Annotated in this window: 8 protein-coding genes and 1 pseudogene; 5 read left to right on the top strand and 4 right to left on the bottom strand. The window is 37.2% G+C overall.

Annotated features, from left to right (window positions below):
* The first annotated feature begins 160 nt into the window (after positions 1–160).
* Positions 161–796, top strand: coding sequence for a trimeric intracellular cation channel family protein (locus tag GQR46_RS14310; RefSeq protein ID WP_004334621.1), 636 nt, complete (start codon positions 161–163; stop codon positions 794–796).
* A gap of 2 nt (positions 797–798) precedes the next feature.
* Here GQR46_RS14310 and GQR46_RS14305 read toward each other — a convergent pair whose 3' ends face one another.
* Positions 799–1,233: a GNAT family N-acetyltransferase gene (locus tag GQR46_RS14305; RefSeq protein WP_165741295.1), complete on the bottom strand. Its 435-nt coding sequence runs from the start codon at positions 1,231–1,233 to the stop codon at positions 799–801.
* Positions 1,234–1,330: 97 nt separating this feature from the next.
* Positions 1,331–2,797 (bottom strand): DASS family sodium-coupled anion symporter, encoded by a 1,467-nt coding sequence (locus tag GQR46_RS14300; protein ID WP_165741294.1) that lies wholly within the window; start codon positions 2,795–2,797, stop codon positions 1,331–1,333.
* Between the two features lie 285 nt (positions 2,798–3,082).
* Between GQR46_RS14300 and GQR46_RS14295 the strand changes: the two genes are divergently transcribed.
* The 4 genes from GQR46_RS14295 to GQR46_RS14280 all read left to right on the top strand — a co-directional run bounded on the left by GQR46_RS14295 (position 3,083) and on the right by GQR46_RS14280 (position 5,803).
* A complete protein-coding gene (locus GQR46_RS14295; protein WP_165741293.1) occupies positions 3,083–3,922 on the top strand; it encodes a DUF417 family protein in 840 nt (279 codons plus the stop codon).
* 17 nt (positions 3,923–3,939) lie between these two features.
* The gene (locus GQR46_RS14290) at positions 3,940–4,191 is read left to right on the top strand and encodes a Rho-binding antiterminator (RefSeq protein WP_165741292.1); all 252 of its coding nucleotides are present in this window, start codon (positions 3,940–3,942) and stop codon (positions 4,189–4,191) included.
* Between the two features lie 560 nt (positions 4,192–4,751).
* Positions 4,752–5,135, top strand: coding sequence for a hypothetical protein (locus tag GQR46_RS14285; protein WP_165729621.1), 384 nt, complete (start codon positions 4,752–4,754; stop codon positions 5,133–5,135).
* Between the two features lie 107 nt (positions 5,136–5,242).
* Positions 5,243–5,803, top strand: coding sequence for a hypothetical protein (locus GQR46_RS14280; RefSeq protein WP_165741291.1), 561 nt, complete (start codon positions 5,243–5,245; stop codon positions 5,801–5,803).
* Between the two features lie 31 nt (positions 5,804–5,834).
* Here GQR46_RS14280 and GQR46_RS14275 read toward each other — a convergent pair.
* Together GQR46_RS14275 and GQR46_RS20555 are read right to left on the bottom strand one after the other, a co-directional pair.
* Positions 5,835–6,134, bottom strand: a pseudogene (locus GQR46_RS14275) (transposase); the annotation flags it as partial.
* Between the two features lie 230 nt (positions 6,135–6,364).
* On the bottom strand, positions 6,365–6,563 hold a 199-nt coding region (locus GQR46_RS20555; RefSeq protein WP_206009619.1), incomplete at its 5' end, for a hypothetical protein.

Below are 6,563 nucleotides of genomic sequence, written 5' to 3'. Positions count from 1 at the left end.
CTCAAATATTACCTTTCATAAAACCTAACCTCGAACTGCATTCAGTGTAAATTACAGCGTTGTTTTTAAATGTATTTTTTAAAGTTAATTCAACTTTTAAGGGATGTTTTTTGGCACGTAAGTTGATACAACTCCTTATAAACTTTAAAAAGGAATTACCATGACTGCTGAATACTTTATGGTACTAGGGTTACTCGGTGTTGCATTTTTTGCTGTTGCAGGGGCATTGCTTGGGTATGAAAAAAACATTAGTGGCTTTGGCGTCGTAGTGGTTGCAACCGTTACAGCACTAGGGGGCGGTACCCTCAGAGATATACTTTTAAACAAACCGGTATTTTGGATTGCTACCCCGGAGTATTTATATTCGACCTACGGGGCCGTTATAGCAACAATTGCATTTATTCGATACTTACCGCGCGTTAATAACTACTACTTTTTGTTAGTAGACGCTGTTGGTATGGCGCTATTTAATATTATGGGGATAGAAAAAGCACTCATTAATGGCTCTGGCATGGTGGTCGCAATTACAATGGGCATTACTACAGGTATATTTGGTGGTTTAATACGTGATGTAATTTGCCGTGAGGTGCCAACTGTTATGCGCAGCGAACCTTACGCCTCTGCGTGTTTAGCGGGTGGTGCAGTTTATGCCGCTTTATTTAGCCTTAATGTAGATTACATTTGGTGTATTTTAGGCTCATTTTTCACGACTATTTTTTTAAGATTAGGCTCTTTGCATTGGGGTTGGCATTTAACTATTTTCAGAAAAAAAGACTTCAGAGATCAAAGCGACTAATTTTAGCTACGAGTAGCCCGCGTTTGCATGTGGTACTCGTAATTATTCTCATCCGTTATAGTAAAACCCAGCCGCTTATAAAGTCCTAATGCTGGGTTGTTTTTAAGCACTGTGAGTTTAATGGGTTTTGACTGCGCACTTGTAATAACTTGTTTAATAACCGCTTTCCCATACCCTTTATTTTGATGCAGTGGATGTATTTGTAATTGCATTATTTCAACGTATTGAGCGTGCGTTTGGTACTTTAAAGTACCAATGGGTACCTCATTTATAACTATAAGGTGGGAGCAGTCATATTGGTCATCAAGTCTTAAAACATGCTGTTGCTCAGTTAAAAATAACCTGGCCCTTTCCAAGTGTTCAATCATAGTTAGTTTTCTGAGGCTTAATAAGTAGTCTCGGTCTGAATATGCTGCCTTTATAAATTTAAAAACCATAGTGCTCCCTTGCAACAGCCTTAATATTTATAATTGTAGAACTAGCCAAAATAAGTGCGCAGTATTAAATGTGCAAGCCAAACTAATAAAGGCAATACTACCAATACCCAAGTGCTTTCCACCAAAGCCCGCCAATAATTCCCCATACACTTAAATTAATAATGCTCATTATAAGGCCCATTACCCACCAATCTTTTAATGATACATAGCCTGAGCCAAACACGATGGGAGATGTGCCTGTTGCGTAATGCGTTAACGACATCATGAGTGATGAAGCGCCAGCTAACAGTAAACCTAAAAATAAAGGCGGAGCGCCAAGCGCTAAACCTGCGGCGTAAAATGCGGCAAACATAGCTGTAATATGTGCTGTGGTACTGGCAAAAAAGTAATGAGCATAAAAATACACAGCTACCAATATAATGGCCGATACAATCCAGTCAAAACCCAGTTGCGCAATGTTGCTCTCAACAAGTGTTGAAAACCACGTTACCAAACCTAGTTTATTTAAAAAAGTGGCCATCATTACTAATGCTGAAAACCAAACAACGGTATCCCACGCAGACTTTTCTTTAAGTACATCGTCCCAGCTTAATACACCAGTCACTAATAAAACCGACAAACCCAAAAAAGCCACTGCGGTTGTGTTAACCGCGTAGTCAGCCCCTAAAATCATTGCAGGTACACCGGCCCATAAAACAAGCAGCATAGCAAAAACTCCCACCATTATTTTTTCGCCATAACTCATTGGGCCCATTTCAGTTAATTTAGATTCTGCATAGTTTTTAGCGTCGGGTGTGCTTTTAACTTCAGGTGGGTAAATGGCATAAACAACCAAAGGCACAAGGGCAATACATAGCAAACCAGGAACAAGCGCTGCGAGCGCCCACGTACCCCATGTAATACTAATATTTGCACCGGTAGCATCAGCAATCAGCTTTACAATTAGAGGGTTTGGCGCAGTCGCCGTAATAAACATAGCTGATGTAATAGGGTTTATATGGTAGCTCACTAAAGCAAGGTAGTGCCCAATTTTACGAGATGTACCTTCCTCAGGAGACGAGCCAAAGCTTGTTGCTATCGACTTCATAATTGGGTGAATAATAGCGCCGCCTCGTGCGGTATTACTTGGCGTTACAGGCGCTATAACAAGTTCAGAAAGTGCGAGTGCATAGCCAATACCAATTGTTTTTTTACCAAAAAGAGAAATAAAATTATAGCCAATACGATTTCCCAAACCGGTTTTAGCTAAACCCCGAGAAATAATAATCGCAATACCAATTAACCAAATTAATGAGTTAGAAAAGCCACTTAATGCATCTTTAATAGCGCCAGATGGGCTATCATTAGTTACGCCCGTTAACGCAACAGAAGTAATAGCTAAAATAGCAATGGCGCCGATAGGCATTGCTTTACCAATAATGGCAACAACAGTACCAATAAATAAAGCGAGCAAATGCCATGCGTTTTCGGTAACACCTTGCGGAGGTGGTACAGCAAACCAAAGTAGTAAAACAATAGCTATAGAAATCAGTCCAGAGGTAACCCGAATATCAGTACCCTTCATTAAAAATGTCCCTAAGTTTTAAAATGCATGCATTTTGTATATTGAAAAGGCAACGTTATTTTACTTCATTTAATAATAAAAAAGGTGACGCACATCATATGAATATTAGACTTATTTAATTTTATTAATAAAGAGGTAATAAACCATAAACTAAAGATGAATAATTAAATTACCAAATGAGAGCTTACATTGTACTTAATCAACTCTTATTTTTTAAGGGTTAGTTTGAATTGTTTTATCGGCTTGTAAGGTCTTTGTAAGTCTTAACGAATACTTGGAAATACAATGAACTTAAAACACACAAACAACGCACTTTCTTTTTTACTCTCATTGAGCTTTCTACTGCTTGGCTTATCGTTTGCGTTAGGTGCAAATTCTAATACGTTAACGGCTACATTTAGCTTTTATGGCGTTGATTCGCTAATGTCTGTATCTGCATTAGGTTTGATTAGTGGCTCATTTATGGTTGCTTTAGCGTTTGCCACCGTGCTCGCTCACCTTAAGCTAATGAAACCTACGCCAGCACTTTTACTTGCAGCAATTATAAGTTTGGTTGCATTACTTACCTTGTTTGCCAGTAACCGCTGGATGGCTCAACTTGGCGGCTTTCCAATCATTGGTAGCGGGCAGGGCATAATTAAATACTTTGCAGTAGTGCCTTTGTATTTGTTTTTATTTTATAAAGACAAACTTACCGACAAACAACACGTACTTTTAAACTTTATACCGGTTGCCATGGTTTTATTGTGGATTGGCGGCATGAAGTTTTATGAGTTTGAAGCAAAAGGCATTGTAAGTTTAGTAGAAACCTCACCGTTTATGTCGTGGTTATACACGGTATTTAGCGTACAAGGCGCGTCTAACGTGATTGGCGGGTTTGATGTATTATTTGCTGTGTTATTGGGATTAGGGCTATTTTTAAATAATAAAAAGCTAATTATTGTAAGTGGCTTAGCATGTTTAAGCGTATTTATGATGACCCAAACATTTTTAATTACCGCAACCGGCGCATTTAGTTCTTCCACTTTATTGGAGCGTTTAGGGCAATTTGTAATTAAAGATCTTTGGTATATAGCCAACCTTGTTGTTATTGCTTTTTTAATGATTTTTAAACCGACTAAATAATATATAAAGAGGACGTTATGATCAGTTGCAACCAATACGACTACATCGAAATTGCCTGTATGCACCGTTTAAGCATTGAGCTTATATTAAAAAATGGTGATGGTGTATGTGGCGTAGCAACTGACACAAAACGCAATGCTAATAAAGACGAATGCATAGTTGTTAACGTAAATAACGAACTGCAACACATCGTGCTTACTACAATTAGTGTACTTAAAGCGCGTGAACAAAATCCATATTTTGACCACGTGAACTTTGATGTAAAGTAAATACCTCATTCATCCGTTTTTATCATAAACACCTCAGCGAGCCTGTATCATTAATATGTTAAGGCTCGCTTATCTAACCAATGCTTTAGCTAATTACGTGCTAAATACATAAAGCCAAAATTTTCCTATTACTCCTCTTAATTTATTAATAATGTTTTTACCGAATAAGGCTAAACGCCAGCTATTAAAGCGTAAAAAATGCTAATCCAGTATAAGTAAGCCGCAATAAGCTTTTGTGTAGCGCTTAGTATCCGTACGTTTGTTAATTATGGCCGTAAAAGGTAGCTACATAAATAAAGCTAACTTACAGAAACAGCTGTTTATATAAACAGCTAGCTTAATTTTGTCCAATAACATTATTAAACGCCGTTTTGGTGCAAAATAACAAAGGGCTTTTTATAACATGCCTAATTACTTGTTTACATTAAAGTTATTTAGTGGAATTATTGAACAATGTAATAAACGCCGTTTTGGGGTGTTATAACCCCCCAAAGTGGTGTTCAATAAGCTGTTAGCTGCACAGAAAATTGCGGCATATTTCAATCTATAAGGATATTAAAATGAACAAAATGATCAAATTAGGCCTATTTACGTTAGGCTCTGTAGTTTCATCAGTTTCTATTGCGAATGAGATTTCTTCTGATTATCTTAAAAAAGAAATTGAATTAGCTCATACTCAATACATACAAGGCTCTATTGAAAGTGGACTTTACGCACTTCAAGCTCTAGCAAGAATCCTAGAATCAGATAGCACTAGTTCCAAGCTTGGGCCAAATAACTTGTCATTTACTTATCTAAGAATAGGCTTACTACACGAAAAGGCTGGTAGTGATTCCAAGGCAAAACCATATTTTAATAAAGCTAAAAGCTCCTATAGCGGTAAAAAAATTGAAATTCCTCAATTAAAAGAACTGGTTTCAAAACTAGACGAAATGCGCAGCTAACAAGTCATTAAAGCAGGAAAATTTACAGTTGGCTGTTTTCACTGCGTTCAACATTTTAGCCAACTATAAATTTCCTCTTAATGAGGCGTTAGGCATTAAGGAGAGTTATGAGTATTATTTTCAGCGAATTGTTACCCACTTTGGGAACTGTAGCTGTTGCAACAGGGTTAGTTTCAATTCCTATTTTAGTAGACGCTGCAAAAAACAATTGGAGAAAACGCTTTAGAGAGCAAGTTAAAGCTGGAATTATAAACTCTAACTTAACTTACGAAGATATGCTTCATATTGCAGAACGTTGGTCTCAAGACAGAAAAGCCATACTTTTTAGTTTAAGAGTGCTGCATTCAGATGCTATTGCAGGAGATAATGAGAAGCTCACAGGCTCGCTTGAACTTTTAAGAAAATTAATAACTGAGCATCAAAAAAATGAACCGTATGCGGAGCTTCCTGAAAATATAGGTTTGCAGCTTGGTAACATTCAGCAAGAGTTGAAAGCAGAAAATGGTAATTCAGTAGCACAATTGGCAGCTTCGCTCAGTGTTCTTTATTCTTCTAACATACAAGATCTATCCAAACAAAAAAAATTAACCTTCTGGGGCTTTATTATTGGTGCACTAGGCTTAATAGTAGGTGTTGGAAGTTTATATACAAGCTTTGCAAGCACTTAAAATGCCTAACAAGAGACTATGGCGTCAATAGTTAATTTATAACTTTTGGCGCTTCCCATAAAACACCATCTCTTAGCATTGAATTTAAGATAACAATCATCTTTCTAATGCATGCAATAATGGCAACTTTTTTAGGTTTCCCCTGCGGCTAATAACCGCAGATATGTTGCTTTGAAAACAGGATTTGATTGCATTGCTGACAACATTGCCATATACAAAACGGTTCTTACTTGCGGTCGCCTGCCTTTTATTTTCGATGACCTTTAAATCGCCCACTTTCTTTATTCATTGGTGCACTTCCAATTAGAATCTAGGCAACGTTTTGTTTGTTCAATTAGAGTGGCTGTCTAGTTTAATTGGTCTCTAAAGTTCACTTCCCAAATATTAATGCGGTGATCCCTTATTTTTCAATGCAGTTAAGTAAATTGAAAAGTAAGGCGTGTGTGTTTTCAAGCACCTAAATAGTATTCGTATTCACTTAAGGGCCAATGTCTGATAATGGTATTATAGGGCTTTCCTTTGGCTCCTTGCTGCCAACTATCGTGGCCAAGTAGCGATGCTCTAGCCAAAAATAAATAACGTACAGATAATCCTGCTCATTCTAGAAAGAGTAAAAAAGGTACCCACACTAAATTTTTCAGTAATACCTTCCAAAACGCCAATTAAAACAATACCAAACACTTCTTTATATGCTGCGTAAAAGCACAGTAATAGATTGAACCAAAATAGGAACTCAGCTATGGTTTGTTTATCAATAAAA

It is taken from the genome of Pseudoalteromonas sp. Z1A6 (assembly GCF_011378745.1).
GTDB classification, from domain to species: Bacteria; Pseudomonadota; Gammaproteobacteria; order Enterobacterales; family Alteromonadaceae; genus Pseudoalteromonas; species Pseudoalteromonas arctica.
Note: the sequence above shows the minus strand (reverse complement) of the source record. Positions and strands in the feature narration are given on the sequence as shown.

Bases quoted from the DNA above. Each gene is read 5' to 3' on its own strand.
- GQR46_RS14310 (WP_004334621.1), top strand. From the start codon at position 161: ATGACTGCTGAATACTTTATGGTACTAGGGTTACTCGGTGTTGCATTT.
- GQR46_RS14305 (WP_165741295.1), bottom strand. From the start codon at position 1,233: ATGGTTTTTAAATTTATAAAGGCAGCATATTCAGACCGAGACTACTTA.
- GQR46_RS14300 (WP_165741294.1), bottom strand. From the start codon at position 2,797: ATGAAGGGTACTGATATTCGGGTTACCTCTGGACTGATTTCTATAGCT.
- GQR46_RS14295 (WP_165741293.1), top strand. From the start codon at position 3,083: ATGAACTTAAAACACACAAACAACGCACTTTCTTTTTTACTCTCATTG.
- GQR46_RS14290 (WP_165741292.1), top strand. From the start codon at position 3,940: ATGATCAGTTGCAACCAATACGACTACATCGAAATTGCCTGTATGCAC.
- GQR46_RS14285 (WP_165729621.1), top strand. From the start codon at position 4,752: ATGAACAAAATGATCAAATTAGGCCTATTTACGTTAGGCTCTGTAGTT.
- GQR46_RS14280 (WP_165741291.1), top strand. From the start codon at position 5,243: ATGAGTATTATTTTCAGCGAATTGTTACCCACTTTGGGAACTGTAGCT.